Annotated in this window: 23 protein-coding genes; 7 read left to right on the top strand and 16 right to left on the bottom strand. The window is 67.3% G+C overall.

Annotation, left to right across the window (positions count from 1 at the left end):
• Window positions 1–63: 63 nt before the first annotated feature.
• From G0Q01_RS23680 to G0Q01_RS23710, 7 genes are all read right to left on the bottom strand, one after another.
• Window positions 64–969, bottom strand: a complete 906-nt coding sequence (locus G0Q01_RS23680) for a LysR family transcriptional regulator (protein WP_092420218.1) — start codon at window positions 967–969, stop codon at window positions 64–66.
• 378 nt (window positions 970–1347) lie between these two features.
• Window positions 1348–1908, bottom strand: a complete 561-nt coding sequence (locus tag G0Q01_RS23685; RefSeq protein WP_164189144.1) for a type 1 glutamine amidotransferase domain-containing protein — start codon at window positions 1906–1908, stop codon at window positions 1348–1350.
• A gap of 153 nt (window positions 1909–2061) precedes the next feature.
• Window positions 2062–2991 (bottom strand): SMP-30/gluconolactonase/LRE family protein, encoded by a 930-nt coding sequence (locus G0Q01_RS23690; protein ID WP_164189146.1) that lies wholly within the window; start codon window positions 2989–2991, stop codon window positions 2062–2064.
• Complete coding sequence (locus G0Q01_RS23695) at window positions 2988–3923, bottom strand: ABC transporter permease (RefSeq protein ID WP_164189148.1); 936 nt, start codon at window positions 3921–3923, stop codon at window positions 2988–2990. Before G0Q01_RS23695 ends, G0Q01_RS23690 begins: the two co-directional genes overlap by 4 nt.
• A 10-nt stretch (window positions 3924–3933) precedes the next feature.
• Window positions 3934–4863, bottom strand: coding sequence for an ABC transporter permease (locus G0Q01_RS23700; RefSeq protein WP_370457136.1), 930 nt, complete (start codon window positions 4861–4863; stop codon window positions 3934–3936).
• Window position 4864: 1 nt separating this feature from the next.
• Window positions 4865–6295: a sugar ABC transporter ATP-binding protein gene (locus G0Q01_RS23705; RefSeq protein ID WP_164189150.1), complete on the bottom strand. Its 1431-nt coding sequence runs from the start codon at window positions 6293–6295 to the stop codon at window positions 4865–4867.
• A 6-nt stretch (window positions 6296–6301) separates the two neighbouring features.
• A complete protein-coding gene (locus G0Q01_RS23710; RefSeq protein ID WP_108969112.1) occupies window positions 6302–7312 on the bottom strand; it encodes an ABC transporter substrate-binding protein in 1011 nt (336 codons plus the stop codon).
• 212 nt (window positions 7313–7524) lie between these two features.
• On the opposite strand from G0Q01_RS23710, the gene G0Q01_RS23715 reads away from it, so the two are divergent.
• The 5 genes from G0Q01_RS23715 to G0Q01_RS23735 all read left to right on the top strand — a co-directional run bounded on the left by G0Q01_RS23715 (window position 7525) and on the right by G0Q01_RS23735 (window position 13717).
• Complete coding sequence (locus G0Q01_RS23715; RefSeq protein WP_164189152.1) at window positions 7525–8757, top strand: ATP-binding protein; 1233 nt, start codon at window positions 7525–7527, stop codon at window positions 8755–8757.
• Window positions 8758–8787: 30 nt separating this feature from the next.
• The gene (locus G0Q01_RS23720) at window positions 8788–9513 is read left to right on the top strand and encodes a response regulator (protein WP_108969109.1); all 726 of its coding nucleotides are present in this window, start codon (window positions 8788–8790) and stop codon (window positions 9511–9513) included.
• A 175-nt stretch (window positions 9514–9688) separates the two neighbouring features.
• Window positions 9689–12043, top strand: a complete 2355-nt coding sequence (locus G0Q01_RS23725; protein ID WP_164189154.1) for a Tex family protein — start codon at window positions 9689–9691, stop codon at window positions 12041–12043.
• Between the two features lie 122 nt (window positions 12044–12165).
• The gene (locus G0Q01_RS23730; protein WP_164189156.1) at window positions 12166–12468 is read left to right on the top strand and encodes a DUF1992 domain-containing protein; all 303 of its coding nucleotides are present in this window, start codon (window positions 12166–12168) and stop codon (window positions 12466–12468) included.
• 55 nt (window positions 12469–12523) lie between these two features.
• Complete coding sequence (locus tag G0Q01_RS23735) at window positions 12524–13717, top strand: bifunctional 2-polyprenyl-6-hydroxyphenol methylase/3-demethylubiquinol 3-O-methyltransferase UbiG (RefSeq protein ID WP_164189158.1); 1194 nt, start codon at window positions 12524–12526, stop codon at window positions 13715–13717.
• Window positions 13718–13748: 31 nt separating this feature from the next.
• Here G0Q01_RS23735 and G0Q01_RS23740 read toward each other — a convergent pair whose 3' ends face one another.
• The 9 genes from G0Q01_RS23740 to G0Q01_RS23780 all read right to left on the bottom strand — a co-directional run bounded on the left by G0Q01_RS23740 (window position 13749) and on the right by G0Q01_RS23780 (window position 23171).
• Window positions 13749–14981: a phenylacetate--CoA ligase family protein gene (locus G0Q01_RS23740; protein WP_164189160.1), complete on the bottom strand. Its 1233-nt coding sequence runs from the start codon at window positions 14979–14981 to the stop codon at window positions 13749–13751.
• Window positions 14982–15005: 24 nt separating this feature from the next.
• Window positions 15006–15581, bottom strand: coding sequence for an RNA 2',3'-cyclic phosphodiesterase (thpR, locus tag G0Q01_RS23745; protein ID WP_164189162.1), 576 nt, complete (start codon window positions 15579–15581; stop codon window positions 15006–15008).
• Complete coding sequence (locus G0Q01_RS23750) at window positions 15582–16436, bottom strand: ABC transporter ATP-binding protein (protein WP_108969896.1); 855 nt, start codon at window positions 16434–16436, stop codon at window positions 15582–15584.
• A gap of 65 nt (window positions 16437–16501) precedes the next feature.
• Complete coding sequence (locus tag G0Q01_RS23755) at window positions 16502–17794, bottom strand: ABC transporter substrate-binding protein (RefSeq protein WP_164189164.1); 1293 nt, start codon at window positions 17792–17794, stop codon at window positions 16502–16504.
• A 53-nt stretch (window positions 17795–17847) separates the two neighbouring features.
• On the bottom strand, window positions 17848–18924 hold the full coding sequence (locus G0Q01_RS23760) for a branched-chain amino acid ABC transporter permease (protein WP_108969096.1): 1077 nt from the start codon (window positions 18922–18924) through the stop codon (window positions 17848–17850).
• Window positions 18925–19032: 108 nt separating this feature from the next.
• Complete coding sequence (locus G0Q01_RS23765; protein WP_164189166.1) at window positions 19033–19266, bottom strand: hypothetical protein; 234 nt, start codon at window positions 19264–19266, stop codon at window positions 19033–19035.
• Window positions 19267–19367: 101 nt separating this feature from the next.
• The gene (locus tag G0Q01_RS23770) at window positions 19368–20321 is read right to left on the bottom strand and encodes a branched-chain amino acid ABC transporter permease (RefSeq protein ID WP_108969094.1); all 954 of its coding nucleotides are present in this window, start codon (window positions 20319–20321) and stop codon (window positions 19368–19370) included.
• 13 nt (window positions 20322–20334) lie between these two features.
• Window positions 20335–21090 (bottom strand): ABC transporter ATP-binding protein, encoded by a 756-nt coding sequence (locus G0Q01_RS23775; RefSeq protein WP_370457144.1) that lies wholly within the window; start codon window positions 21088–21090, stop codon window positions 20335–20337.
• Between the two features lie 116 nt (window positions 21091–21206).
• Complete coding sequence (locus tag G0Q01_RS23780) at window positions 21207–23171, bottom strand: AMP-binding protein (RefSeq protein ID WP_164189358.1); 1965 nt, start codon at window positions 23169–23171, stop codon at window positions 21207–21209.
• A 331-nt stretch (window positions 23172–23502) separates the two neighbouring features.
• Here G0Q01_RS23780 and G0Q01_RS23785 point away from each other — a divergent pair, with 331 nt between their 5' ends.
• Both G0Q01_RS23785 and G0Q01_RS23790 read left to right on the top strand, forming a co-directional pair.
• Complete coding sequence (locus G0Q01_RS23785) at window positions 23503–25386, top strand: PAS-domain containing protein (RefSeq protein WP_164189168.1); 1884 nt, start codon at window positions 23503–23505, stop codon at window positions 25384–25386.
• Window positions 25383–26084: a response regulator transcription factor gene (locus tag G0Q01_RS23790; RefSeq protein WP_108969089.1), complete on the top strand. Its 702-nt coding sequence runs from the start codon at window positions 25383–25385 to the stop codon at window positions 26082–26084. Before G0Q01_RS23785 ends, G0Q01_RS23790 begins: the two co-directional genes overlap by 4 nt.
• Window position 26085: the final 1 nt, after the last annotated feature.

Genomic DNA, 26085 nt, shown 5'->3' on the forward strand with positions numbered 1-26085 from the left:
CGCCCCGGTGACGAACCGGGGCGCAGGTGGGCCGTGAACGATCGCAGCCCGAGGAAAACAAGGTCACCAGTCGTGCGGGCCCTTCTCTGCGAAGGCATGCACGAGGAAATCGATGAAGGCGCGAACCTTCGGCTGGGTAAAGCGGCCCGGCGGGTAGACGGCATAGATGCCCTGCGTCTCGACCGGAAGATCGGGGATCGCGTCCTCGACCAGCCCCTGCTTCATGGCATCCGCGTAGAGGTAGGACGGCAGGTAGGCGATGCCGAGCCCGGCGATGCAGGCATTGAGCAGCGATTGCCCGTCGTTCACAGACAGCCAGCCCGCGGTGCGCACCTGCCGCTTCTCGCCCGAAGGCGCGGTCACCTTCCAGACGTTGCCCGAGGACTGGTTGGAATAGTGCAGCAGCTTGTGTTCGTTCAGATCGTCGATCCGCTGCGGGCGTCCGAACCGCTGGAAGTAATTCGGCGAGGCGATCATCCGCTTGGTGGTGTCGGTCAGCTTGCGGGCGCGCAGCGTGCTGTCCTCCAGCTCGCCGATCCGCACCGCCATGTCGAAGCCTTCAGAGATCAGCTCGACGTAGCGATTGTTGAGCACCATGTTGACGGTGATGTCGGGAAACTCGGCAAGGAATTCTCCCAGCACCGGGCTCAGGTGGTTCACTCCGAAATCCGTGGCGACGGAGATGCGCAGCAGCCCCGAGGGTGCCGATTGCATCGAGGTGACCAGCGCGTCAGCCTCGCCGGCATCATTCAGCACGCGGCGGGCACGGTCGTAATACGCAAGGCCAATCTCGGTGGGGGAGACGCGCCGCGTGGTGCGGTTCAGCAACCGTGCGCCGAGCCGCGCTTCCAGCGAGGAGACATGTTTCGATACGGCCGATTTCGAGATTCCCATCTTCTTCGCCGCGTCGGTGAAACCACCCTGGTCCACCACCGTGGCGAAGGCTTCCATTTCGGTCAGCCGATCCATACCCGTCACCTCGTAAACGTTCTTCACAAACTGGTATTGCCCCGGATTGGGGCAGGACTTGGACAGAGCGGGGACAATATCGGGGTTTTACTGCGCACTGTACGTGCCCTCGAAACCGGGAGGTAAAATCTGCCGCAGGAGCGTTTCCGCTTGTTGAACGACCCTATCCAACGCCCCCACCCGTCTCTTGCGCCCGCGTTGATGCGCCACAAGCGCACTCTCGCGCGTGAGCCGCGAGCGAGGCGCCTCGGGTGTGGCATGGCTCGACCGCCAGGGGACGCCGACAGGGCTCTGCGTCTTCGAGGGCTCGGCTTGATACGTCAAAAAGCCGCGCCGGTTGCCCGGCGCGGCCAGTCTTCGCAAGGCCACCACGGAAGGTTATGCGGCCGTACGGTTGTGCTGACCTTCCTCGATTTCCTCGACGATCTTGGCCACGAAATCCTTGAGGTCGTCCGGCTTGCGGCTGGTGACGATGCCCTTGTCACAGGCCACGGGCTCGTCCACCCAGGTGCCGCCTGCGTTGATGACGTCGGTCTTGATCGAGTGGTACGAGGTCACCTCGCGGCCCTTGACGATACCCGCCTCGACCAGCACCCAGGGTCCGTGGCATACGGCGGCGATCACCTTGCCTTCATTGTGGAAATCCTTCACCAAGTTGATCACCGCGGGCTCGACCCGCAGCAGATCGGGGTTGATCTGTCCGCCCGGGATCACCAGCGCATCGTAGTCATGCGAGTTGATCTCCGAGACCTTGGCATCCGCCTCGGCCTCGCGGCCCCAATCAGAGCCCTCCCAGCCCTTGATCGCCTTGCCATCCAGCGTGGCGACATGGACCTCCGCGCCCTTCACGCGCAGCTGGTCGCGGGGAAACTCCAGTTCGGACTGTTCGAAACCGTTGGTGGCAATGATCAGGATCTTGGCTTTGTCGATGGCAGTCATGGCGTGCCTCCTTGCATCTGTCTTCATTCCGGCGCCGCAATCGGCGCGTCTGGATATGCAACGGCAAGGTCCCGACGCGTGTTCCATCGGATACAGACACAGCTTCTTGACTCGCAGGCGGGAACCCGCGCGCCCCTTTTTTGCCGCTTGCCGTCAGCGGCCGCTGCGGGTCCAGGGCTCCGCGCCCTTCACGTCGACGAAGACGCGGTACACCGAACTGGTCGCGGTGATATACATGCGCTGACCGTCCGGCCCTCCGAAGCAGAGGTTGGCCACCACCTCGGGCACGAGGATCTTGCCCAGCAGCGTGCCGTCCGAGGCAAAGCAATGCACCCCGTCCCCGGCGGACGACCAGAGGTTGCCGAGCGCATCGCAGCGCATCCCGTCCGGCAAGCCGCAATCGAGCGTGGCGAAATCTCCCAGCGGTGTAAGCGCGTCGCCGTCGACGGCGTACTTGCGGATGACCGGGGGCACGGTGTCGTCATGGCTCGATCCGCTCTCAGCGACGTAGAGGATCGACTCGTCCGGCGAGAAGCAGAGCCCGTTCGGCTGGGCAAAATCCGAGATCACCGGCACCGGCGCGCCACCCTCCGGCGGGATGCGGAAGACGTGGCGGGCGGGTTGCTCCGGCTCGGCGCGGTTGCCCTCGAAATTGGAGATGATGCCGTATGTGGGATCGGTGAACCACACGGCGCCGTCAGAGCTTGCCACCACGTCGTTGGGCGAGTTGAGCCGCTTTCCGTCGTGCTCGGCGGCCAGCACGGTCAGCGACCCATCGTATTCGGTCCGCACCACGTCCCGCGTGCCGTGCCGACATCCCACCAGCCGTCCCCAGGGATCTCGCGTATTGCCGTTGTTGAACTGGCTTTGCGCGCGGTAGACGCTGAGCCCCTGCCCTTCGGTCCACTGGTACAGCGTCTGCGAAGGGATTTCGGAGAAGATCAGCGCGTTCCGATCGCCGAACCAGACCGGCCCTTCGGTCCAGGTGAAGCCGGTGCAGAGCTGCTCGAGTTTGCCCATCGGGTGCACGAGGCTGCGGAACCTTTCGTCATGGATTTCCAGATGCTCGGGTGTGCGGATCATCTCTGGACCCTCCTCGTGCTGGCGGCAATGACGATGCCGATGATGATGAGACCGGTCAGCACCATGCGCACCCCGGCGCCCGCGCCATAGGAGTTGAGCATGGAGACGACGAGGAACATGAAAAGCGAGGCACCCCAGACGCCGGGCACGTTGGACATGCCCCCGGCGATCGAGGTGCCGCCGATGACCACCACGGCGATCGACATCAGAAGATACTCGGCCCCCATGTTGAGCGCCGCGCCGCCCGAGAAGCTCGCCAGCAGGTAGCCGGCGATGGCGGCAAAGACGGTGACCGCGACATAGGTGGCCGCCCGCACCGCCTCGACCGGCACGCCGGCGAGCCGCGCGGCGCGCAGGTTCTGCCCCGAGGCAAGCAGCCAGCGCCCCCAGACCGAGCGTTCGAGCAGCAGCCAGATCAGGATCGACAGGCCAAGCCCCACCAGCGCCACGTTGGGGATCCCGAAGCTGCGGCCCGTGGCGAAGTCGGCCAGCCCGGCGGGCGGCTTGATGCGCAGGCCCCGGTTCGACCAGATCGCCAGCGACTGGTAGACGAGCGAGGCGGCGAGCGTGGCGATGATGGGCGGCAGTCGCAGCAGGTAGATCAGCGCGAAATTGGCCAGCCCTGTGCCAAGGCCGACGAGGATCGCCACCCCCAGCCCCATCCACGCTGTGCCGGGATCAGACCCCATGGCCTTCAGCGCCAAGGTGCCTGAGAGCGTCATGGTGGCCGGGATCGACAGATCCACGTTGCCCGGACCGAGCGTGATCACCAGCATCTGGCCAAGCCCGACGATGGCCGCAAAGGCGCCAAAGCTGAGCGCGGCATAGGCGAGCTCTCCGGCGCCGCGCCCCTCGGTCAGTGCCACGGTGAGCGCGAAGGCAGCGGCGGCGGCGACCCAGGACCAGAGCCAGGGTTTCTGTATCAGTTTCATGCGCGCCTCCTCATGCCTGCGCGTCGCGGCGGGTGAAGAGCAGCCGCGCCGTCAGGACTAGGATCAGGATCGCCCCCTGCGCGCCGATCTGCCAATCGGGCGAGAGCCGCAGGAAGCTCAGGAAGGAGGCCGCGAGCGTCAGCGTCAGCGCACCGATCACCGCGCCCACCGGGCTCACCTTGCCTCCGGTGAACTCGCCGCCGCCGAGGATCACCCCCGCGATGCTGAGCAGCGTGTAGCGCAGCGCGATATTGGCATCCGCCGAGGTGGTGAGCCCCACCAGCGCCATGCCCGCAAAGACCCCGAAGAGCCCCGCAAGGCCATAGGCCAGCGCCTTGAGCCGCACCACCGGCCAGCCGGCGCGCTCGACCGAACGGGCATTGCCCCCGACGCCGCGCAGCACGGTGCCGATGCCGGAGCGGATCACCACGAGATGGGTCACCAGGGCGATGAGCACCGCGGCGCAGACGGCCATGGGAATGTAGGGCGGCTTGACGGTCATCAGGGTGCGCAGCCAGCCCGGGCTCTCGCCGCCGGGGCTGGGCAGGATGAAGAGAGCCAGCCCGCCCCAGACGAAGGACATCCCCAGCGTCACAACAATGGCCGGCAGATCGAGCGCATGGATCACCGCACCAAGAGCGGCGTAGCACAGCACCAGCGCCAGCAGGATCAGCACGCCGAGCATGGGACTGTCGTTGAGGAAGGTCGCCGTCACGCAGGCCACCAGCGAGACGAAGGCCCCGAGCGACAGGTCGATGTCGTTGACCATGATGATCATCATCTGCGCGATGGTCGCCAGCGCGATCGGCACCGCGAGGTTGAACAGCAGGTTGATGCCGAAGTAGCTCATCGCCCGCGGCTGCATGTAGAAGGTCGCCGCCAGCAGCACCGCCAGCGAGACCACGGGCAGCAGAATCCGGTATTTCGCGAAGAGCTTCACGTCACGCCCCTTCCATCTCGAAGGAGGCCTCGAGGATACGCTCCTCGGTGATCTGATCGCCGGTCAGCTCGGCAGAGATCTCGCCATCGCGGAACACGAAGACCCGGTCGCATTGGCAGACCTCTTCTGTCTCGGTGGAATACCACAGGAAGGTGCGGCCCCGGGCGGCCTCGGCGCGGATCATGGCATAGACGTCCTGTTTGGTGCCCACGTCGACCCCGCGCATCGGATCGTCCATCACCACCACCGGGGCGGAGGAGGCGAGCGCGCGGGCGAAGAGCACCTTTTGCTGGTTGCCGCCCGAGAGCGACAGGATGGGGTTGGTCACGTCATCGGTGCGGATGCCGATGCGTTTCTTCCACTCGGCGACGATCTCGGCCTCACGGCTCCGGTCGACCATGCCCCGCCGCGCGATCTGCGGCAGGATCGAGATCGAGGCATTGCGCAGAATGGACCAGAGCGGCAGCACGCCGTCCCGGCCCCGGTCCCCGGCGACAAACACCATCCCCGCCGCGCGCGGGCTGCGCCACGACGAGGTGGCCCCGAGGTAGAGCCGGGCCAGCGCCTCGGCCTGCCCGTGGCCCGCGAGCCCAGAAAGGCCGACAATCTCGCCCTTGCGGGCGCGCAGGCCCTCGGGGGTATGCAGCACTTCCTCGCCCTGCACGCGCGTGGCCTGCGCCGCTGCGGCCTCGCTCGCCACATGGCCCATGGCGTCGACAAGCCCCTGCCGGGTGAAGTCCCTCGCCGGGCGTTCGGCCACCACCTTGCCGTCCTTCATCACGATGATGCGGGTGGCGACCTCGAAGATCTCGCCCAGCATGTGCGAGATGAAGATCACCGCGCCTCCGCCCGCGCAGAACCGCTTGATATGGCTCAGCAGCTGTTCGGCGATCCCAGCATCGAGCGACGAGGTCGGCTCATCTAGGATCACCAGCCGCGCCTCGGTCCCGCGCGGCGCAAATCCGATGGCGATCTCGACCATCTGCCGCTCGGCGATGCTGAGCGTGTCAACCGCGGCGTCGGCGTCGATGCCATGGCCCGGAAAGACCTCATCCAGCGCGGCGCGGATCTCGGCCCGCGCGGCGGCGCGCCAGTTCATGCCCTTGAGCGCGGAATGCGAGATGCGCAGGTTTTCGGCCACCGTCAGGTTTGGGCAGAGCGAGAGCTCCTGGAACACCGAGCGCACCCCCGCGGCAAGCGCGGTCGCCGCGCCGGAGGCCGGGAAGTCGACGGAACCGGCGGAGGGCGCGAGCCCGCCATTGACCACGTTCACAAGCGTGGATTTCCCGGCGCCGTTGTGGCCGACGAGGCCGAGGCAGTCGCCGGGAGAGATGGACAGGCTCACGCCGTCGAGCGCCCTGACCGGACCGAAATGCTTGGCGGCCTCTGTCAGGGCGACGATCGGCGCAGCCGCGTGGGCTGCGGTACTCATGCTGGATTACATCGCCTCGGAGATCACGCCCTTGGCGTCGTCGAGCGAATAGACGGTATTGGCGACAGACCCCTCGGGCGTGCTCTCCAGCGCCTCGTCCAGCGTGTCCTGCGTCACCTTCAGGAAGGGCACGGTCAGATCCTTGGGCACCTCGGCCCCGTCGAGGATCTGCTGCGCCACCCAGAAGGCCAGCGAGGCCACGCCCGGCGCGATCGACAGCGAGAGCGTCTCATAGCCGTTGGCGTCGCGCTGGTCGGCCCACCATTGCATCTCGTCCTGGCGGTTGCCGAGCACGATCAGCGGGGTGTCGCGGCCGGCGGCCTTGAAGGCCTGCGCCGCGCCGTAGCCGTCGCCGCCCTGGGTCACCACGCCAACCACGTCGGGCAGTGAAGGCAGCACGCCCGCCACGGCCTTTTGCGCCACGTCTTGCGCCCAGTCCCCGTGCACCGAGCCGACGATCTCGAACTGGTCGTTCTCGCTCACGCCTTCCTCGATGCCCGCGTGGATCTCGTCATCGACGAAGACGCCGGCAAGGCCCCGGATCTCCAGCAGGTTGCCGCCCTCGGGCAGACGGGAAGCAAGGTAGTCCACCTGTTCCTTGCCCATCGCCTTGAAGTCCACCGCGATGCGCCAGGCGCAAGGCGCGGTGACGATCCCGTCGAAGCTGACCACGGTGACGCCCGCGTTGCAGGCTTCCTCCACGGCGCCGTTCAGAGCCGTCGGCGAGGCCGCGTTCAGGATGATCGCGTCATAGCCCTGCAGGATCATGTTCTGGATCTGCGCGGCCTGCTCCGTGGCCTGGTTCTCGGAGGTCGTATAGGCATCCGCCGCAGCGACCACGCCCTCCTCGACCGCCTTGGCGCCGACCTCCTCGAAGGTCTGCAGCATGGCCTGCCGCCACGAGTTGCCCGCGTAGTTGTTGGACAGCGCGATGCGCTTGCCCGAGGTGTCGGCGAACGCGCCGCCTGCCGCCATGGCAAGCCCCGCCGCGCCGAGCAGCATCATTGTCTTGGTCATATTCCCTCCCACCGCCCTATTCCGGACGTTCACTGGACGCCCGTCCTCCACGGGCACTCGCATGCTGCCGTGACCGAGGCCGCACGTAAAGTGTGCCCCCCGCAGATCACTTGCGGGTTTCCGCACCTCAACTGCGGGAAAGGGTGTTTTCTTCTTCACCAAGACAAGCCATCTTGCGGAGACGCGCAAGAGGAGGCGCGTGGGGAGGGATCATGAGTTCACCGCAGACGGCCGCGGCCGTACCCGCGCGCCGCGCGCCTTCGGGCGTGCAGCCCGGCGCCGCCGGCGTCTTTGCCGAGGCCTTCAAGCGGATGTCCGCGCGGCTCTCGAGCGAGGTCGAGATCGGCTCGGCGCTCACCGCCGTCGCGCCCGAGATAGCGACCGTGTTGCCCTTCAGCCATGTCGACATCTGCCTGCACGACACGCCCGGCTGGGTGGTGAGCTTCGAGGCGGGGATCGAGACGCGCTGGTCGCAGCGCCGCACCCGCGTGCAATATTCGCCGGTGCGCGACGTGCTGCAGGGGCGCAGCGCCGCGATGCTCTCGGCCAATGCCATGGAGGATCCGCAGCAGACCTTCCCCGGCGCCTGCTGCGAGCCGATCCTGAACCACCGGCTGCGCGCGCGGATCAACGTGCCGCTGCGGGTCATGGGCCGGGTCACCGGCACGCTCAATTTCTCGCATGGCACAGAGGGGTTCTACGGCCCCGAGCAGGTGCCTGTGGCGCAGGCGCTGGCGGATCTGCTCGCGCCTTGGTTCCACGCGCTGCACGGTGCGGCCAAGGCCAGCCAGGCGGCGCAGATGCGCGCCCGCGCGCAGGAACAGGCCGAGGGGCTGCGGCAGGGCGCGCTGGAGCTAACCCAGACTCTGGAGCAGGAGCGCCAACGCATCGGCATGGACCTGCACGACCAGACGCTCGCCGACCTCACCCGCATCCTGCGCGAGCTGACCGGCGAGGCGCCGCTCGACCGCGACCTGTTGGCCGAACGCGTGACCGACACGATCGACGACCTGCGCGCGCTGATCGACACCGCCGTCCCCACCCTGCTCGATCTTTTCGGCTTCGCCCACGCGGTCCGGGTGCATCTTGAACGCGCCGTCGGCGCCGAGGCCGTCGAGGTGGATGTCGAGGACGAGACAGATGGCGCCCCCGACCGTCTCGGCCCCACCGAGCGCACGGCGCTCTTCCGTATCGCGCAGGAGGCGATCAACAACGCCGCCCGCCACGCCGGCGCGCGGCGCATTCTCGTCACCGTCAGCTCCGAGCCGCAGAACCGTCTGCGCATCTGCATCAGCGACGACGGCATCGGTATCGACCCAGAGATCGGCCGCCGCTCGGGCCTGTCGCACCTGCGCACCCGCGCCCACCTGATCGGCGCGGATCTCGAAATCGTGGCGGATGCGGGCACCCGCGTCACCGTCACCCTTCCCGAAACCTCCGCATGAAAGACCAGTCCGCATGAAAGTCCTGCCCCGATGAAAGTCCTGCTTGTCGAGGATGACCAGTTCCACGCCTCCTACCTCCAGGACGCCCTCGCCGAGGCCCTGCCCGAGGTGACCGAAATGCTGCACGCCACCGACGGGGCGGCGGGCGAGGCCGAGGCCCGCGCCGCCCGCATCGAGGCGGTGGTGATGGACCTGCAGATGGATGGCCGCAACGGCATCGAGGCGGCCCGCGCGATCTGGGCCGAGCGGCCGGGCACGCGCATCCTCTTCTGGTCGAATTACTCCGACGAGGCCTACCTGCGCGGCATCTCCCGCATCGTGCCCGAGGACAGCGCCTATGGCTACGTGCTCAAGACCGCCACCCGCGAGCGGCTGAAGCTTGCGCTGCGCGCGGTGCTGCTTGAGGGCCAGATCATGGTGGACCGCGAGATCCACCGTCTGCAGCGCCGCAGTGCCTCGCCGCGCAACGCGCTCGACGACAGCGAATACGCGGTGCTGCTGGATCTGGCACTGGGGCTGCAGGACAAGCTCATCGCCGAGCGACGCGGCATGTCCTTGCGCACCGTGCAGAACCGGCTGCTGTCGCTCTACGATAAGCTCGGTGTGGACGGCGAGGACATTGGCCCGGCGCTCAACAAGCGGGTGAAGGCGCTGTCGCGCGCCTTCACAACTCGCACGCTGAACGTCGAGACGCTGGAGAGCGCGCAGCGCGACTACGAGCGCTGGCTGGCGGGGCGGGCAAGGTCGGTGCACTAGACGCATCGCGTCACCCGCCCGGAATCAAGCCGGAGGCGCCGGGCAGGCGCCCGCCCCGCTCACGTTGCACCCGGCCCTTTCGCGCAAGGATCAGCCGCCCCCAACGCGGCCTCTTGGCGCAGCCGCGCGGCGGGGCTACACCGGCCTTCCCGAAGACCCAAAGGAGACCGCCCCCGTGGACACCCAGACCCGTATCGCCAGCACCATCGCCCGGGAAATCCAGGCCAGTCCAAAGCAGGTGACGGCGGCGGTGGAGCTGCTCGACGGCGGCGCCACGGTGCCTTTCGTGGCGCGTTACCGCAAGGAAGTCACCGGCGGGCTCGACGACACCCAGCTGCGCAATCTCGCCGAGCGCCTCACCTACCTGCGCGAGCTCGAAAGCCGCCGAAAAGCCATCCGCGAGTCGATCAAGGAGCAGGGCAAGCTCACCGACGCGCTCGAGAAATCCATCGCCGGGGCCGAGACCAAGGCCACGCTCGAGGACATTTACCTGCCCTACAAGCCCAAGCGCCGCACCCGGGCAATGATCGCCCGCGAGAACGGGCTCGAGCCGCTGCTCCGGGCCATCGAGAGCGACCGTACCGCCGATCCTGCCAAGCTGGCCGAGGCATATCTCGGGGAAAACGTCGCCGACGCGAAGGCCGCGCTGGAAGGCGCCCGGGACATCCTCGGCGAGGAGCTGACCGAGAACGCCGCTCTCCTCGGCAGCCTGCGCGAGTTCATGCGTGCCGAGGCCTTCATCTCGGCCAAGGTCGCGCCCGGCAAGGAGCAGGAGGGCGCCAAGTTCTCCGACTATTTCGACCACCGCGAGAAATGGGCCGATATCCCCTCGCACCGCGCGCTGGCGATCCTGCGCGCCTCGAAGGAAGAGGTGGTCACTGTCGACATCGCGCCCGACCCCGAGGTCTCGACCCGCCGCGGCGAGGACATCGTGGCAAGCGCCATCGGCATTCGCGGCAACACGCCGGGCGATCAATGGCTGCGCGGGGTTGCCGACTGGACATGGCGCGTGAAGCTGAGCCTTTCCATGTATGTCGACCTGATGACCGAGCTGCGCCGCCGCGCCCATGAAGAGGCGATCAACGTCTTTGCCCGCAACCTCAAGGACCTGCTGCTCGCCGCCCCCGCCGGGTCGAAGGCGACGCTGGGCCTCGATCCCGGCATCCGCACCGGGGTGAAATGCGCCGTGGTGGACGCCACCGGCAAGCTGCTCGACACCGCAACGATCTATCCCTTCCAGCCGAAGAACGACACGCGCGGTGCCACCGCCGCGCTCATGGAGCTGATCTCGCGTCACAAGATCGAGCTCATCGCCATCGGCAACGGCACCGCCAGCCGCGAGACCGAACGGCTGGTGGGCGACGTGCTGAAACTGCTGCCCGCGAGCGTGAAAAAGCCGACCAAGGTGGTGGTCTCCGAGGCCGGCGCCTCGGTCTATTCGGCCTCTGAGACCGCAGCGAAGGAGTTCCCCGACCTCGACGTCTCGCTGCGGGGTGCCGTGTCGATCGCCCGCCGCCTGCAGGACCCGCTGGCCGAACTGGTGAAGATCGAACCCCAAAGCATCGGCGTCGGCCAGTACCAGCACGACGTCGACCAGCGCAAACTGGCGCAGTCGCTCGAGGCAGTGGTCGAGGATGCGGTGAACGCCGTGGGGGTCGATCTCAATACGGCCTCGGCGCCGTTGCTCGCCCATGTGGCGGGCCTCGGCCCGTCGCTGGCGCAATCCATCGTCAGCCACCGCGACAGCACCGGCGCTTTCTCTTCGCGCAAGGCACTGCTGAAGGTGGCGGGGCTGGGGCCGAAGGCCTTCGAGCAATGCGCCGGATTCCTACGCATCCGCGACGGGGCCGAGCCGCTCGATGCCTCCTCTGTGCACCCCGAAGCCTACGGCGTGGCGCGCAAGATCGTCGCCGCCTGTGGCCGCGACATACGGCAGATCATGGGCCAGCCGCAGGCGCTCAAGGGCCTGCGCGCCGAGGAGTTCGTCGATGGTGCCTTCGGCCTGCCCACGGTGCGAGACATCCTGTCGGAACTGGAAAAGCCCGGCCGCGACCCGCGACCCGATTTCGTCACCGCCAGCTTCACCGATGGCGTGGAAGAGATCACCGACCTGCGCCCCGGCATGATACTCGAAGGCACGGTGACCAATGTTGCCGCCTTCGGTGCCTTTGTCGACATCGGGGTGCATCAGGACGGGCTGGTGCACGTCAGCCAGCTCGCCGACCGCTTCGTCAAGGACCCGCATGAGGTGGTGAAGGCCGGCGACGTGGTGAAGGTGCGGGTGACCGAGGTCGATGTGCCGCGCAAGCGCATCGGCCTTTCGATGCGCAAGGACGGCGCGGGCCGCGAGGCCGCGCAGGAGCGGCGCGGCGCCCCCGACAAGGGCCCGCGCGGCAAAAGCGGCGCAGGCGGAGGCCGCGGCGGCAACGCCCCGCGCGGGCCGATGAGCGCCGCGCCGAAAGGTGGCAAGGGCGGCGGTCAAGGCGCGCTCGGCGCGGCGCTGCTGGACGCGATGAAGAAAAAGCCCTGAGAAATAGCCCAGGGCCGCACCGGCGCGGAGCGGGGCCAGTCGCCCCCCTTTCTCCGCGCCGGTCGCCGCGCTATGCTTGCCTCCATTCCGCTCACCTCTCTTTGCGCACGCATATCCCCACCATGGATCACCCGCTCATCGACCTGATCAATGCCCGCATCGCCAAGGCCGAAGCCGAGGGCGCCTTTGAGAACCTGCCCGGGGCGGGAAAGCCGCTGCCCGAGTGCGACGATCCGGAAAACGCGGTGCTGACCCGCATTCTCAAGGACAATGGCGCCGTGCCGCAGGCGGTGGCGCTCACCCGCGAGCTCGCAACCCTGCGCGAGGCGCTGCGCGAAACCTCCGACCGGGACCAGCGCCGCCGTCTCATAAAGGACATGGCGCTGCTCGAAACAAAGCTCGAGATCGCCCGCAAGTCACGCTGAGGCTTGGCCTATCTGCCCTGCCGTGCCAGAACGTCCGCACGGAAAGGGAGAGCGCATGGTCACGGTCAAGGAACAGTACGAGAGCTACCCCTATCCCGAGCGTGACCCGAAGGACGAGACCACCCGGCTCATAACAGGCTCGCCCTCGCACCCGCTCGAGATGGACCACTGGCTGTGGCGCGGCAGCCGCGACTGGTCGCAACCGCTGCGGGTGCTGGTCGCGGGCGGCGGCACTGGCGACGGGCTGATCCAGCTCGCCACTCTGCTGACCGCGGCGAAGAAACCCTACAAGATCACCTACCTCGACCTCTCGACCGCCTCGCGCGGGGTGGCCGAGGCGCGGGCCAAGGTCCGCGGCCTCAGCGGTATCACCTTTCACACCGCCAGCCTGCTCGACGCCGCGGACTACGGCAGTTTCGACTACATCGACTGCTGCGGCGTGCTGCACCACCTGCCCGACCCCAAGGCGGGCTTTGCCGCCCTGCGCGCCGCCCTCGCCCCCGGGGGTGGTCTCGGCTTCATGGTCTACGCGCCCTATGGTCGCTCCGGCGTCTACCCGCTGCAGGAGGCATTCGGCGCGCTCTTCGAGGGGCTGGCGCCGCAAGAGCGCCTTGCCCGCGCGCAGCGGCTCGTGGCCGATCTGCCCGAGGGACATCCGTTTGCCGCCAACCGCAATCTCGGCGATCACCACGCCTCGGATGCCGGGTTCTACGATTTGCTGCTGCACGGGCAGGACCGCAGCTACGCCGTCCCCGAGCTTCTGCAGACACTCGCGCAGACCGGCTGGCGGCTGGCCGGCTTCACCACGCCCGCGCTCTACGATCTGGCTCAGATCACCGAGGTTCCCGAAGGGATGGACGCGGCAACCCAGATGGCCACCGCGGAAAAGCTGCGCGGCACCATCCGGATGCACACCGCCTATGCCGTGCCCGCGGCGGCAGAGGACACCAGGGCCGCCCCCTCTGACCGCAAGCTGGTGCCGCACCTGCGTGGCGTGCAGCGCGCGGCGCTTGCGAAGGCCGTGGCGCAGGGCCGTCCGCTGCCGGTGAAGATAGGTGGGGTCCAGGCCACGCTGACGCTGCCCAAGGGCACCGCGCCGCTGCTTGCTGGCGTCGACGGTCGCCGCAGCCTGAGCGATATCGCGCAAGCCGCAAGGTTCGACCCGATCACCTTCGGCACCGGCTGGGCGCAGGTCCACAAGGCGCTGGAGCCTTGGGGCCTGCTTCTCTACTCGTCGCTGCTGCGCTGAGCGGCCGACTGCCTCGAGGCGCGCGGCCCCGTCACTCGTAGCTACGCGCGTCCTCGATCACCACGCCGTCGCGAGGCAGCCCGCCGGGCGCCACCAGCTCGACCTTGCCCTTGAGTTTCAGCAGCTCCGTCACGCTGGCCTCGAAGGCTCCGGCATCGGGCGCGCCGCCCTGCCCCGAGGTCTCGATCCGCACGGTCATCACGTCCATTTCGCCCTCGCGGCTGGCGACGACCCGAGCCCGGCCAATCTCCGCATGGCGCGCGACCAGAGCCGCCACCTGCTCGGGGCGCACGAACATGCCCTTGATCTTCGTGGTCTGGTCGGCGCGTCCCATCCAGCCCTTAATGCGCATGTTGGAGCGTCCGCAGGGGCTCACCCCCGGCAGCACCGCCGACATGTCGCCGGTGGCGAAGCGGATCAGCGGGTAGTCGGGGTTGAGCGTGGTCACCACCACCTCGCCGACCTCGCCCTCGGCTACGGGATCGCCGGTGCCGGGGGTGACGATCTCGACGATCACCCGCTCGTCGACGATCATCCCCTCCATGCTCGGCGTCTCGTAGGCGATGAGGCCCAGATCGGCCGTGGCATAGCACTGCAGGCAGGCGATACCGCGCGCGGCGTAGAAGTCCCGCAGCGAGGGGAAGAGCGCCCCACCCGAGACCGCCGCCTTGGTGATCCCGAGCTCCACGCCCATGGCCTCAGCCTTGTCGAGGATGATCTTCAGATAGTCCGGCGTGCCCGCGTAGGCGGTGACCCCCACGTCCGCTGCCGCCTGCACCTGCAGCTCGGTCTGGCCGGTGCCGGCGGGCAGCACCGCCGCGCCGACCGCCCGAGCCCCGCTTTCAAAGATCATCCCGGCGGGGGTCAGGTGATAGCCGAAGCAGTTCTGCACGATGTCGCCCGTGCCGATGCCCGCCGCATGCAGGAAGCGCCCGAGCCGCCACCAGTCGTGCGCGATGCCACCCGGCTCGTAGATCGGCCCCGGCGACTGGAAGACATGCGCAAAGCCCGACACGGGCCGCGTGGTGAACCCGCCGAAGGGCGCAGCGCCCTTCTGCGCGCGGCCGAGGTCGGACTTGCGCAGCACCGGCAAGGCCGCGAGCGCCTCGCGGGTGGTGACGCTTGCCGCATCCACCCCCGCCAGCAGCTCCGCATAGCCCGGCAGCGCCTGCGCCCGGGCGATCTGCTCGGGCAGCGCCTCGGCCAGCGCCGCGGCGCGCTCCGCCGCGCTGCGCGTCTCCAGATCGTCGTAGTAACCGCTCATCCGAGCCTCCCTTCCAGCCCAGTCCTAACCTGCCCCGTCGCCGGCAGCACCGGGCGGGAGTGGCAGCGCATAGGCCGCCAATGTCTCGTAGATGGCCCCCTCGGGGGTCAGCGTCGAAGCGACGAGCCGCAGCTCCTCTGCCGCCTCTGCCCCGGTGGCGAGCGCAACCTGCCCCGCCACCGCCCGTTCAAACCGCGCCAGCGCCTCGCCGCGCAGCCCCGCACCGAAGCGCGTCAGTGTCACATGCGGCCGGAACCGCCGCCGCTCGAGTTCGATGCCCGCCGCCCGGCAGGCCCGCACGACGCGCCCTTGCAGGGCGACCAGCCCCGGCTCGCACGCGATCTCCGCTGCCAATAGCCGGGTCGCACGCCCGCCGAAACTCTCGAGCCCGGTCACCCGCAACCAGCACCCCGGCAGCGCCTGCCCCTCCAGCTCGAGGTGCAGCTCCCGCAGCTCCGCCTCCGCCACCTCGCCGAGGAAGGCCAGCGTCACATGCAGGTTCTCCTCGGGCACCGCGCGCCCCACCGGCAGAGCCTCCTGCACCGCCAGCAGCGGCGGGATCAGCGGCTCGGGCAAAGGCAGCGCGAGGAAGGCACGCATTCACGCCAGCCACCGTTTGCGGCGGCGGTAGGAGCGCACGTCGCGGAACGACTTGCGCCCCTCGTCAGACACGCCGAGGTAGAATTCCTTCACGTCCGGGTTCTCGCGCAGCGCCTGCGCCGGCCCGTCCATCACCACCCGGCCGTTCTCGAGGATGTAGCCGTAATGCGCGTAGCGCAGCGCCACGTTGGTGTTCTGCTCGGCCAGCAGGAAGGAGACGCCCTCGCCCTCGTTGACCGCTTTCACGATCTCGAAGATCTGCTCGACCAGCTGCGGCGCCAGCCCCATCGAGGGCTCGTCCAGCAGCACCATCTCTGGGCGCGACATCAGGGCACGGCCGATGGCGCACATCTGCTGCTCGCCTCCCGAGGTGTAGCCGGCCTGCGACTTCCGCCGCTCCTTGAGCCGCGGGAAATAGTCGTAGACCATCTCGAGATCGCGCAACACGGCGGCTTTCCCGTCGCGCCGTGTAAAGGCGCCGGTCATCAGGTTTTCCTCGACCGTCAGGTGCTCGAAGCAATGCCGCCCCTCCATCACCTGGATCACCCCGCGCTTGACCAGCGCCGCCGGGTCGAGGTCCTGCACCCGCTCGCCGCGATAGGAGATCGTGCCCTTGGTCACCTCGCCGCGTTCGGACTGCAGCAGGTTCGAGATCGCCTTCAGCGTGGTGGTCTTCCCCGCGCCGTTGCCGCCCAGAAGCGCGGTGATCCCGCCCTGCGGCACCGAGAGCGACACGCCCTTGAGAACGAGGATCACGTGGTTGTAGATCACCTCGATATTGTTGACCTCGAGCAGCCTGTCGCGCGCCGCGCCGTCGCGGGCCGAGGTCTGATCGCTTCGCACTCCGTCCAGCATCTTCTTCTCTTCCCAAATCCGCGAAATCCGGCGGCGACACCCGCGCCGCCGCCGGAGGTGTCAGCTCAGCCGCCGCACTCTTCGTTCACCGGCCAGGGCTGGTTGGCGTCGGCGTATTCCATTGCCGCCTTTTGCTCGAGCGGGGTGATCATGTCGCTGTCGGGCATGATCAGGTCAGACGCCTTGACGAATTTCTCGCCGTCCCATTCGAGAATCCAGCCACCCGAGTGGCCCGTGTGGTTGTCGCAGGAGGTGCTGAACGGCGGCACCATGCCGGCCATGCCCAGTTCCTCGAGCCGCTCCTCGGTGATGTCGAGGTTCTCGAGCCCCCAGCGCAGGTCCGCCGGCGTGATCTCGGGTTTGCCCGCGTGCTCCTGCGCCACCCGGATGCCCTCGCCGAGGATCATCGAGATGACCAGACCGCGCGAGTAGAAGACGCCCGACATCTCTTCGGCGTTGCTCTGGGTGTTGCCCGGCTCGACCACGTATTTCTGCAGGTCGGCCATGATCGGCGCCTCGGGATTGGGGAACGACCAGCTGACGGACTTGTAGCCCTTGCCGTCCTCGCCGACGATCTTGAGGTCGGCGTCATGCCCGGCCCACCAGACGCCCAGCATGTTCTCCATCGGGAACTTGGTCTTCACGGCCTCGGTGATTGCCCCGGCGTTCATCGCGCCCCAGCCCCACATGATCACGTAGTCCGGGCGCTCGCGGCGGATTTGCAGCCATTGCGCCGACTGGTTCTGCATTTCCTTGAGACCCACGGGGATCGGCACCAGCTCGAAGCCCTGCGCCTCTGCGGCCGCCTCGAGATAGGGCAGCGGCTCCTTGCCGAAGGGGTGATCGAGATGCAGGAAGGCGATCTTCTTGCCGCTGAGGTCGCCCTGCTCGCCCAGGTAGCGGATCAGGATCGAGGCGCCGTCCCAGTAGCTCAGCGGCGTGTTGAAGGCCCATTGGAACACCTTGCCGTCGGCCATCGGCGAGAAGCCGTAGCCCGGGGCGAGGATCGGGATCTCGTCCACGTTGGTCTTGGGCAGCACCTGCAGGGTGATGCCGGTGGACCAGGGCTGGGTCACGATCGCCTTGCCCTTGGTCTTCTCGTAGCACTCGACGCCCTTTTCGGTGGAATAACCGGTCTCGCATTCGTCGAAGTCGATGGCGATGCCGCCGATGCCGCCGTCGCGCGCGTTCATCAGCTCCATGTAGTCCTTCTGCCCGTTCATCAGCGGGATGCCGGTCGCCGCGAAAGGCCCGGTCCGATAGGCGAGGTTCGGCGCGTAAAGCCCCTCGGCCATGGCACTCCCGGCCATCAGGGCACCAAGCGCCGCGGCCCCCGCAAGTCTGGTCAACGTTTTCATCCTGTCTCCTCCCTGAGATCTTCGATGATATGGAAAGCCCGGCCCGCGTCTCCTCAGTGCGGGAAGGGCCAGATGATCAGCTTCTCCCGGATCAGCGCCCAGAGACGCGCGAGCCCGTGCGGCTCGATGATCAGGAAAAAGACGATGAGCGCGCCGACGATCATGATGTTGAGATGCTCGACCGTGGCCGAGCTGATCGGCAGCCCCAGCGCCTGCGGCACCGTGCCGAGCACGACCGGCAGGCCGACGATGAGGATCGCGCCCAGGTAGTTGCCGAGGATCGATCCCAGCCCGCCGATGATGGCGATGAAGAGGATACGGAAGCTCAGCGGAATGTCGAAGAGGTTGGGCTCGGCCGCGCCGCGCCACATGAAGACGAAGAGCGCGCCCGCCACGCCCACCACGTAGGACGAGACCGCAAAGGCTGTCAGCTTCGAACGCATCAGGTTGATGCCGATGAGCTCAGCGGCGATGTCCATGTCGCGCGTCGCCTTCCAGCTGCGCCCCAGCGTGCCGCGGGTGAGGTTGATGCAGAGCACGGTCATCAGCGTGACCACCGCCAGCACCACGTAGTACTGGGTGATCGAGCTGGCTTGCGGGCCGGCGACGTAAAGCCCGAACATGTCGAGGTTCGGCACCTGGATCGCACCCGAGGCGTTGTAGTTGTAGAGCCAGCCCCATTTCTCGAACAGCCAGACCAGGAAGAACTGCGCCGCCAGCGTGGCAATTGCGAGGTAAAACCCCTTGATCCGCAAAGAAGGAATGCCGAAGGCGACGCCCACGCCAGCGCTGAAGAAGCCCGACAGCAGGATGGCGATGATCGGGTTCATCCATGGAAATAGCGTCACCAGCTTGTAGCAGGCATAGGCGCCGACCCCCATGAAGGCCGCGGTGCCCAGCGACAGCTGCCCGGCGTAGCCGGTCAAAATGTTCAGCCCCTGCGCCGCCAGCGCGTAGATCAGGATAGGGATCAGCAATGTCTGGAAGGCGAACTCGCTGGCCGTGAGCGGAAAGACCACCCAGGCAAAGCCGAGGATCACCATCAGCAGCACCGCGTCCTGGCGGACCGGGAACAGCGCCATGTCCGACTTGTAGCTCGTCTTGAATTGCCCCGCCGTGCGATAGAGCATCGGTTTCTCCCTCTCCCGGCGCCGCTGCGCCGCTCCTTCAGGTCCGGCCGCGGGTCCGGGGCTCCTCTTCCCCGATCACGCGGTCCTCGTGTCTCTGCCGGGACGCCCTCAGGCGGGCCCGTGCGTCTCTTCCGGGTAGGCGCGCTTCGGCGGCACGGCGTAGCCGGTCGCCTCCGAGTGACGCACCAGCCAGAACCAGGCTTTGAGCCCCACCCCGGCGCCCGCCGCCGCCAGCAGCAACGCCGGCAGCACGTGCCCCTCGGTGCCGGACAGCGCGAGGTAGCCGAAGGCCCAGAAGCCCGCCCAGGCCACCACGTTCAGGATCGCCACGAGTTTTGCCATTGCGTTCTCCCCTTTGGTTTTGTCGACGCGCACCTGCATCCCACGGGAGCGCATCCGCTTTCAGCTTCTCCCGGCGCTGCGGAGCGCCGCCGGGAGACTGTCTAGACCCTTTCGATGATGCGCTCTCCGAACAGCCCCTGCGGGCGGAACAGCAGCACGATCAGCGCCAGCACAAAGGCGAACCAGGTCTCGGTATTGCCGCCCATCAGCGGCTGGCCCCAGTAGATCTCGAAGAGCTTTTCGAGCATCCCGATCATCAGCCCGCCGATGATTGCCCCGGTGATGCTCTCGAGACCACCCAGCATCAGCACCGGAAGCGCTTTGTAAGCAATGACTTCCAGCGCGAAGCTCACCCCGGCCCGGGCGCCCCAGGCGATGCCGGTGACCAGCGCGATGATGCCCGCGATGAACCAGACCAGCACCCAGATCGTCTGCAGCGAGATGCCCACCGAAAGCGCCGCCTGATGGTCGTCGCCAAGCGCGCGGATGGCGCGGCCCATGCGGGTCTTGCCGAGGAACAGCAGCAGCGCGACCACCAGAAGCCCCGCCACGACGACCGCCGTGATGTCTTTCTGTTCGAGGATCAGCAGCCCGCCCCAGGGTTCCAGCACCACCGAGTCGGTCGGGATGCCCAGCTCCTCGGTGATCATCACCTTGTTCTCTCCGCCGAAGATGATCTCGCCGAAGCCGATCAGAAAGAGCGTGATGCCGATGGTGGCCATGAAGAGGATGATGTCGGGCTGGCCGACCAGCGGCCGCAGCACGACCCGCTCGATGGTGACCGCGAGGACGAACATCACCGCCAGCGTCAGCCCCACGCTGATCCAGGCAGGCACCCCCATCGCGTGCAGCCCGACGAGCGTCAGCGCGGCAAAGACCACCATGATCCCCTGCGCGAAGTTGAAGATCCGGCTCGAGCGGAAGATCAGCACGAAACCAAGTGCGATCAGCGCGTAGAGGATGCCCGAGACGAGCCCCTCCCAGAGCACCTGCAGCAGGAAGTCCGGCGCGGAGAACATATCCACGAAGGGCTGGATGAAGATGTCGTTCAGCATGTCGCCTGCTCCTTCAATGCGCCACGCCGAGATAGGCGTCGATCACGTCCTGGTTTTGCCGCACCTCCTCGGGAGGCCCGTCACCGATCTTCTTGCCGTAGTCCATGACCACCACCCGGTCCGACAGATCCATGACCACGCCCATGTCGTGCTCGATCAGGCAGATGGTGGTGCCGAACTCGTCGTTCACGTCGAGGATGAAACGGCTCATGTCCTCCTTCTCCTCGACGTTCATCCCCGCCATCGGCTCGTCGAGCAGCAGCAGCGACGGCTCTGCGGCCAGCGCCCGCGCCAGTTCCACCCGCTTCTTCAGGCCGTAGGGCAGCCGCCCAACCGGCGTCTTGCGGATGTTCTGGATTTCAAGGAAATCAATGACCTTCTCGACGATCTCGCGGTTGGCGATTTCCTCGTCCCGCGCCTTGCCCCACCAGATCGCCTGACTGGCAATGCCCGCTTTCATGTGGGTCAGCCGTCCGGTCATGACGTTGTCGAGCACCGTCATCCCCTCGAAGAGCGCGATGTTCTGGAACGTCCGCGCCACGCCGAGCCGCGCCACCTCGTAGGGCTTCATCGGCGGGCGTTTCGAACCCTTGTACCACAGCTCGCCCTCCGACGGCGTGTAGAAGCCCGAGATGATGTTGAGCATCGAGGACTTGCCCGCCCCGTTCGGGCCGATGATCGCCCGGATCTCGCCCTCGCGGATGTCGAAGGAGATGTCCTTGATCGCGACGACCCCACCGAACTTGAGCGTGATATTCCGCAGCTCCATCAGCACGCCGCCGATCTGCCGCCCGTCCTCGGTGACATAGCCCCCGTCCTTGCTGGCATCCTTCACGGCATCCTGCCTTTCATTGTTCCCCCAAACACGCTGGTCCGACCCGTCCATCATTCCGCTGCCACCTTGATCGGTGCCACCGGCACCACCTGCGCATCGCGGATCGCCAGCGTCGCCTTGATCCGCCCCTTGCGCCCGTCCTCGTAGGTGACCTCGGTCTCGGTGTAGATGCTCTCCGAGCCGTCATAGAGGGCGGTCAGCAGATCGGCGAATTTCTCGGCGATGATATTGCGGCGCACCTTGCGGGTGCGTGTGAGCTCGCCGTCGTCAGCGTCCAGTTCCTTGTGCAGCACAAGGAAGCGGTGGATCTGGCAGCCCGAGAGCATCTCGTCCTGTGCAATCGAGGCGTTCACCTCCTCGACATGGCGCTGGATCGTGTCGAGCACCTGCGGATGCCCGGCCAGCTCCTGGTAGGAGGCATAGGCGATATTGTTGCGCTCGGCCCAGTTGCCCACCGCGGTGAGGTCGATGTTGATGAAGGCAGTGCAGCGATCGCGGCCATTGCCGAAGACCACAGCCTCGAGGATGTTGGGGTAGAACTTCAGCTTGTTCTCGACGTACTTGGGCGCGAAAAGCGCGCCACCCGCCATTTTGCCCACGTCCTTCGCCCGATCGATGATGCGCAGGTGGCCCGTCGCCTTCTCGATGAAGCCCGCGTCGCCGGTGGCGACCCAGCCCTCGGCGTCCTTGGTGCCCGCGGTACTGTCGGGATTCTGGTAGTATTCGACGAAGACACCGGGCGAGCGGTAGAAGACCTCGCCGCTCTCGGCGATGCGGATCTCGACGCCGGGCGATGGCACGCCGACGGTGTCGGGGCGCACCTCGTTGTCGGGCTGCTGGGTGATGAAGACCGAGGCCTCGGTCTGGCCGTAGAGCTGCTTGAGGTTGATCCCCAGCGCCCGGTAGAAATCGAAGATCTCGGGCCCGATCGCCTCGCCCGCGGTGTAGCCGACGCGGACCCGGCTGAAGCCAAGCGTGTTTTTCAGCGGCCCGTAGACCATGAACTCGCCAAGCGCATACTTCAGACGCTCCATCGGACCCACCGGCTTGCCGTCGAGGATCTTCGGCCCGACCACCTTGGCGTGGCTCAGGAAGTGGTGGAAGAGCTTGCGCTTGATCGAGCCCGCATCCTCCATCCGGATCATGATCTGCGTGAGCTGCGTTTCGAAAACCCTTGGCGGCGCAAAATAATAGCTTGGCGCGATCTCGCGCAGGTCGGTCATCATCGTTTCGGCGGACTCGGGGCAGTTCACGCAGAACCCGTTCCAATAGGCCTGCCCGATCGAGAAGATGAAATCGCCGACCCAGGCCATCGGCAGGTAGGCCAGAACCTCCTCGCCGGGGGTCAGGTGGTCGAATTCGGACGAAGACTTGGCGGTCTCGATGATATTGCGGTTCGACAGCACCACGCCCTTGGGCTTGCCGGTGGTGCCCGAGGTGTACAGCATCACGCAGGTGTCGTCGTAGCCCAAGCCATCGCGGCGGCGCTCGAGCTCGCCGATCAGCTCGTCCCGGGCGGCGCGGCCCTGCGCCTGCACGTGGGCGTAGTCGTGCAGGGCGCGGTGGTCGTATTTCCGCATGCCGCGCGGGTCGACGTAGATCATGTGCTCGAACTGCTTCAGGTCGTCTTGGATCTCGATGACCTTGTCGACCTGTTCCTGGTCGGCGGCGATGACGAACCGCGCGCCGCAGTGCTGCAGCACGTATTCCATCTCTTCGGCGACCGCGTCCTGGTAGAGCGGCACCGGCACGGCCCCGGCCATCTGCGCCGCGACCATCGACCAGTAGAGCGTCGGACGGTTGCGCCCGATGACCGCCACGTGGTCGCCCGGCGCCACGCCGAGGTTCAGCAGACCCAGCGCAAAGGCCTCGATCTCCTCCTGCGTCTCGGCCCAGCTCCAGCTCTGCCAGATACCGAATTCCTTCTCCCGATAGGCGGGCCTGCCTGCGAAGCGCGATGCATTGCGCTGCAACAAGGCCGGAACGGAGCGCAGACCAGCCGCGCCCTCGGACATGTAAGCCAAAGTGTCTCCTCCCTAGGCTCCCGGGATCTTGTCGTCTCCCGGACGTCACAGGCCACCTCCTCCGCGGCCTGTGACGCGCTGTTTCGCGAGTCAGCCCCATTAAGGGGTTCGGCCAGCCTGACGGTCAATGTTTTCGTGATCTTTGCCCGAATCTAACGAATTGTAACGCGCCACAGAGCGCGGAGCTGGACCGCTGCCTTTTGCCTTTCTCCGACGCCCATCGATATTTTCACCCGGAAGAAACGCCGGCGCAGCCTGCGACGTCGCGGCGCGCTTCTCTCGGCGGCGGCAGGGTGCTAGCCCTTGGGTTGGAGGAGATTTCATGGACAAGGACGCGCTCACACAGGCAGGGCTGAACCTGATCCAGCAGGCGCTCTCGATCTATGATCGCGAGCTGAAGCTGGCTGTCTGCAACCGCCCCTTCGCGCAGATGTTCGACCTGCCCGAGCGGCTCACACGGCCCGGCGCCTGCTTCGAGGACACCATCCGCCACCTCGTGAGCGCGGGCGAATATGGCACGGTGGACGATCCCGAGGATTTCATCCGGGCGCGGGTCGAGCAGGCCCGCGCCTTTGCCCCGCACTATATGGAGCGCACGCGCGCGAACGGCCGGACCATCTCGGTCGAAGGGGCACCGCTGCCGCAGGGCGGCTGGGTCACGGTTTATACCGACATCACCGCCGTGAAGGCGCAGGAGGCGCTGCTGCGCACCCGCTCCGAGCTGCTGTCCGAAGAGGTGATCCGCCGCTCCGAGGCGCTGGCGGCCAGCAACCGCCAGCTCGCGGCCACCAATGCGGCACTGGAAGAGGCGCGACGCGAGCTGACCGAGATGGAAGCGCGCACCCGCCTCACCACCGAGATGATGCCCGCCCATATCGCCCGGGTGGATGCCTCGGGGCGCTACACCTATTCCAACCGCCGCTTGTCGCAGGTGATGCCGGGGCGACCCTCGGAGATCACCGGGCTGCATATTTCCGAGGCCCTGGGGCCGGCCTACGCCAAGGTGCGCCCGCATCTCGAGCGCGCGCTCGAGGGTGCGCAGAGCATCTTCGAATTCACCGACGACGGCTCATCGCGACGCATACGCGCTGTCTTCACGCCCGATCCAGCGGAGCGCGGGGTCTATATTCTCTCGCTCGACGTGACCGAAGAGACGCAGGCCCGCGCCGCCCTGCAGCACGCCCGGCGGCGCGAGCTGGCGTCGCAGCTCACCTCGGGGCTGGCGCATGACTTTTCCAACCTTCTGACCATCATCCTCGGCATGCAATCGAAATTGGCGCGCATGGAGCTGCCGCCCGAGGCCGCGGACCTGGCGGCGGGCACGCTGCAGGCGGCGCGGCGCGGCGGCGATCTGCTGGACCGGATCGCCGGGATCACCTCGCACCGCGCCTGGACTCCCGAGCCCGTATCGCCCGCGGACTTCCTGCGCGACCTGCAGGTGCTGACGGGTCCGACCTTGCCAGAGAACGTCACGCTGGAGATCTCGCCCGCACCAGAGGGCGCCTTCCTGCTCGACCTCGGGCTGCTGCAGGATGCCGCGCTGAACCTCGTGCTCAACGCGCGGGACGCCTGCGGCGCGGCGGGCGGGCGGATCCGAATCGAGATGCGCACCGTCAAGGACACCTGGCTGGAACTGGCGGTGAGTGACAGTGGCCCGGGGTTCTCGCCCGAGGCGCTGAAACACGGGCTCGATCCCTTCTTCACCACCAAGGGCGGCTCCGGAACGGGGCTGGGGCTGGCGATGGTCTACGACATGGTCAAGCTGGCAGGCGGGACGATCAAGATCGGCAACACCGGACCAGGCGCCAGGGTCACCCTGCGCCTGCCGCTGCGCCGCGCGCCGCTTGCGCAGGACCGTCCGCGCGGGCTGGCACTGCTGGTCGAGGATGACACCGAGCTGCGCGCCCAGCTCCGCGACATGCTCACCGGCCTCGGTCACGCGGTGGTCGAGGCGAGCTCGGTCGCCGAGGCCTGCGCGCTGGCCGAGGGACTGCCGCTCGAGCTGGTGCTGTCGGACCTGATGCTCGAGGGCGACGCGCCCGGCTCGGCCCTGCCCACCGCCCTCCCCGGGCTCGACGTGCGGTTGATGACCTCGCTGCCGCCAGGCGATCCGCGCCGCGCCGCCGCCGAGGCCGCGGCCCCGGTGATCGCCAAGCCCTTCACCCAAGGCCAGCTCGCCACCTTCCTGAGCGGGGCGGAGACATGAGCGCGCCGCTGATCTCAATCCTCGACGACGAGCCTGCAATCCGCGCGATCCTGTCGGAGGCGCTGACCGAGGCCGGTTTCCGCACCATGGCCTTTGCGCGCGCTACCGAGTTCGAGGCGGCGCTGAAGCGCGCCACGCCCGACGTCTGCCTGGTCGATCTGAGCCTGCCGGATCGCGACGGCCTGAGTCTTGTGCACCGGCTGGCGCTGGAACAGGGGGCGGTGGTGATCATCGTCTCGGGGCGCGCCCAGGTGCAGGATCGGGTGACCGGGCTGGAGCTGGGCGCGGATGACTACATCATCAAACCTTTCGATCCGGCCGAGGTGGTGGCGCGGGTCCGCGCCCGGCTGCGCGGCCCACGCGCCGCGCCCTCGCGCGGCGAGACCGCCCGTTTCGCCGGATGGACCGCGCATTTCGACCGCTACGCGCTGGAAGATGCCGAGGCGCAGGAAACCCCTTTCTCCCATGCAGAGGGAGAAGTGCTCCGGCTATTTCTGGAAAGCCCGAAACGGCTGATCACCCGCGCGCACATGCAAGAGAGCCTCGGCGGCGCGGCGGGCGAGAGTTTCGACCGGGCCATGGATGTGCGCATCTCGCGGCTGCGCACGAAGCTTCGCGAAGATCCGAAGAACCCGCGCCTGATCAAAACTATCTATGGCGCGGGCTATATCTTCCTCGGAGATGTGGAGTGGGTTTGAG

The organism is Salipiger sp. PrR007 (assembly GCF_010499845.1).
Taxonomy (GTDB): Bacteria; Pseudomonadota; Alphaproteobacteria; order Rhodobacterales; family Rhodobacteraceae; genus Salipiger; species Salipiger pacificus_A.

What these genes read in the sequence shown, in the direction of transcription:
- G0Q01_RS23785 (WP_164189168.1), top strand. Translation starts at nt 23,503, where the DNA reads ATGGACAAGGACGCGCTCACACAGGCAGGGCTGAACCTGATCCAGCAG.
- G0Q01_RS23735 (WP_164189158.1), top strand. Translation starts at nt 12,524, where the DNA reads ATGGTCACGGTCAAGGAACAGTACGAGAGCTACCCCTATCCCGAGCGT.
- G0Q01_RS23775 (WP_370457144.1), bottom strand. Translation starts at nt 21,090, where the DNA reads ATGGAGCTGCGGAATATCACGCTCAAGTTCGGTGGGGTCGTCGCGATC.
- G0Q01_RS23780 (WP_164189358.1), bottom strand. Translation starts at nt 23,171, where the DNA reads ATGTCCGAGGGCGCGGCTGGTCTGCGCTCCGTTCCGGCCTTGTTGCAG.
- G0Q01_RS23685 (WP_164189144.1), bottom strand. Translation starts at nt 1,908, where the DNA reads ATGACTGCCATCGACAAAGCCAAGATCCTGATCATTGCCACCAACGGT.
- G0Q01_RS23755 (WP_164189164.1), bottom strand. Translation starts at nt 17,794, where the DNA reads ATGAAAACGTTGACCAGACTTGCGGGGGCCGCGGCGCTTGGTGCCCTG.
- G0Q01_RS23720 (WP_108969109.1), top strand. Translation starts at nt 8,788, where the DNA reads ATGAAAGTCCTGCTTGTCGAGGATGACCAGTTCCACGCCTCCTACCTC.
- G0Q01_RS23715 (WP_164189152.1), top strand. Translation starts at nt 7,525, where the DNA reads ATGAGTTCACCGCAGACGGCCGCGGCCGTACCCGCGCGCCGCGCGCCT.
- G0Q01_RS23770 (WP_108969094.1), bottom strand. Translation starts at nt 20,321, where the DNA reads ATGCTGAACGACATCTTCATCCAGCCCTTCGTGGATATGTTCTCCGCG.
- G0Q01_RS23690 (WP_164189146.1), bottom strand. Translation starts at nt 2,991, where the DNA reads ATGATCCGCACACCCGAGCATCTGGAAATCCATGACGAAAGGTTCCGC.
- G0Q01_RS23680 (WP_092420218.1), bottom strand. Translation starts at nt 969, where the DNA reads ATGGATCGGCTGACCGAAATGGAAGCCTTCGCCACGGTGGTGGACCAG.
- G0Q01_RS23710 (WP_108969112.1), bottom strand. Translation starts at nt 7,312, where the DNA reads ATGACCAAGACAATGATGCTGCTCGGCGCGGCGGGGCTTGCCATGGCG.
- G0Q01_RS23765 (WP_164189166.1), bottom strand. Translation starts at nt 19,266, where the DNA reads ATGGCAAAACTCGTGGCGATCCTGAACGTGGTGGCCTGGGCGGGCTTC.
- G0Q01_RS23705 (WP_164189150.1), bottom strand. Translation starts at nt 6,295, where the DNA reads ATGAGTACCGCAGCCCACGCGGCTGCGCCGATCGTCGCCCTGACAGAG.
- G0Q01_RS23730 (WP_164189156.1), top strand. Translation starts at nt 12,166, where the DNA reads ATGGATCACCCGCTCATCGACCTGATCAATGCCCGCATCGCCAAGGCC.
- G0Q01_RS23695 (WP_164189148.1), bottom strand. Translation starts at nt 3,923, where the DNA reads ATGAAACTGATACAGAAACCCTGGCTCTGGTCCTGGGTCGCCGCCGCC.
- G0Q01_RS23750 (WP_108969896.1), bottom strand. Translation starts at nt 16,436, where the DNA reads ATGCTGGACGGAGTGCGAAGCGATCAGACCTCGGCCCGCGACGGCGCG.
- G0Q01_RS23790 (WP_108969089.1), top strand. Translation starts at nt 25,383, where the DNA reads ATGAGCGCGCCGCTGATCTCAATCCTCGACGACGAGCCTGCAATCCGC.
- G0Q01_RS23740 (WP_164189160.1), bottom strand. Translation starts at nt 14,981, where the DNA reads ATGAGCGGTTACTACGACGATCTGGAGACGCGCAGCGCGGCGGAGCGC.
- G0Q01_RS23760 (WP_108969096.1), bottom strand. Translation starts at nt 18,924, where the DNA reads ATGCTCTATCGCACGGCGGGGCAATTCAAGACGAGCTACAAGTCGGAC.
- thpR (WP_164189162.1), bottom strand. Translation starts at nt 15,581, where the DNA reads ATGCGTGCCTTCCTCGCGCTGCCTTTGCCCGAGCCGCTGATCCCGCCG.